1 protein-coding gene is annotated in these 936 nt (G+C 43.4%); it reads right to left on the bottom strand.

Annotated elements, in window-relative coordinates; translation table 11 throughout:
- Positions 1–79 precede the first annotated feature (79 nt).
- Complete coding sequence (locus OB13_RS20725) at positions 80–541, bottom strand: Hsp20/alpha crystallin family protein (RefSeq protein ID WP_461492087.1); 462 nt, start codon at positions 539–541, stop codon at positions 80–82.
- Positions 542–936 lie beyond the last annotated feature (395 nt).

Raw genomic sequence — 936 nt, 5'->3', positions numbered from 1 at the left:
GTATAGGTATAGGTATAGGTATAGGTATAAACAAAAAGGGGAGGCACTCAGCCTCCCCTTTTTGTTTATACCTGGCCGGTTATTCAATGTTTATCCGCTTGCGGTTGCCGGCATTCACCTCTTCTCGCTTCGGTACGTTTATCTTCAGGACGCCTTCTTCGTAACGTGCCTTTATCTCCTCAGCATTCACGGACTCGGGCAACCGGAAGGAGCGGCTGAAGGAACTGTAGTTATACTCCCGCCGCGTAAAGTTTTCTTCTTCTCTTGTTGTGTCTTCTTCTTTCTGGCTGCTGATCGTCAGCATACCTTCGTCTATATCGATGTTGAAATCGTCTTTAGCCATGCCCGGTGCAGCCACCTCAATCGTGAAATCTCTTTCGCTCTCGCGGATATTGGTAGCAGGCATATTCCGCATCATCTGGCGCCCGATCTGGGCAGGCATCCGAAACAGATCGTTTTCAAAGAAGCGATCCACATCGCTGAAGAAATCTGTAAAAAAAGATTTGGGAGCCAGGCTTTCGCCATTACGCTCTCTTTTCATGGGCTTCATAGTATTATCTCCTTTCAGTTATGGTGAAACAAAACGCTCGTATTCAAATCAAAAAAAGTCAGCCTTTTCTAATTTTTACGCCTTGGTTTGTTTATAGTTTAACCTAAAATATGATAATACGACAAAAAAGACGAGCGAAAGCACCGACAAGCTTTTACTCGTCTTTTTGTTCTTAACGGGTTTGTTTTCAGGTAGTCCTGACGTTAACTCTCTCCTTGAAAGGCAAAGGCTAATGCTGGACTAAGGGGTTGTTAGTACGGGTAGCTTAAATGTTTTCATAGGCTTGGAAAGCGCATGAATGTTTTCATAACTTGGAAAAGGAGCGAATCACTGTACAAATATTAGCAATCCGGAAGTCGTTTTAAAGGATAGTTTACAACTTAAAG

The sequence above is a fragment of the Pontibacter sp. HJ8 genome, from assembly GCF_054824225.1.
This window is presented reverse-complemented; position numbering and strand designations above follow the sequence as displayed.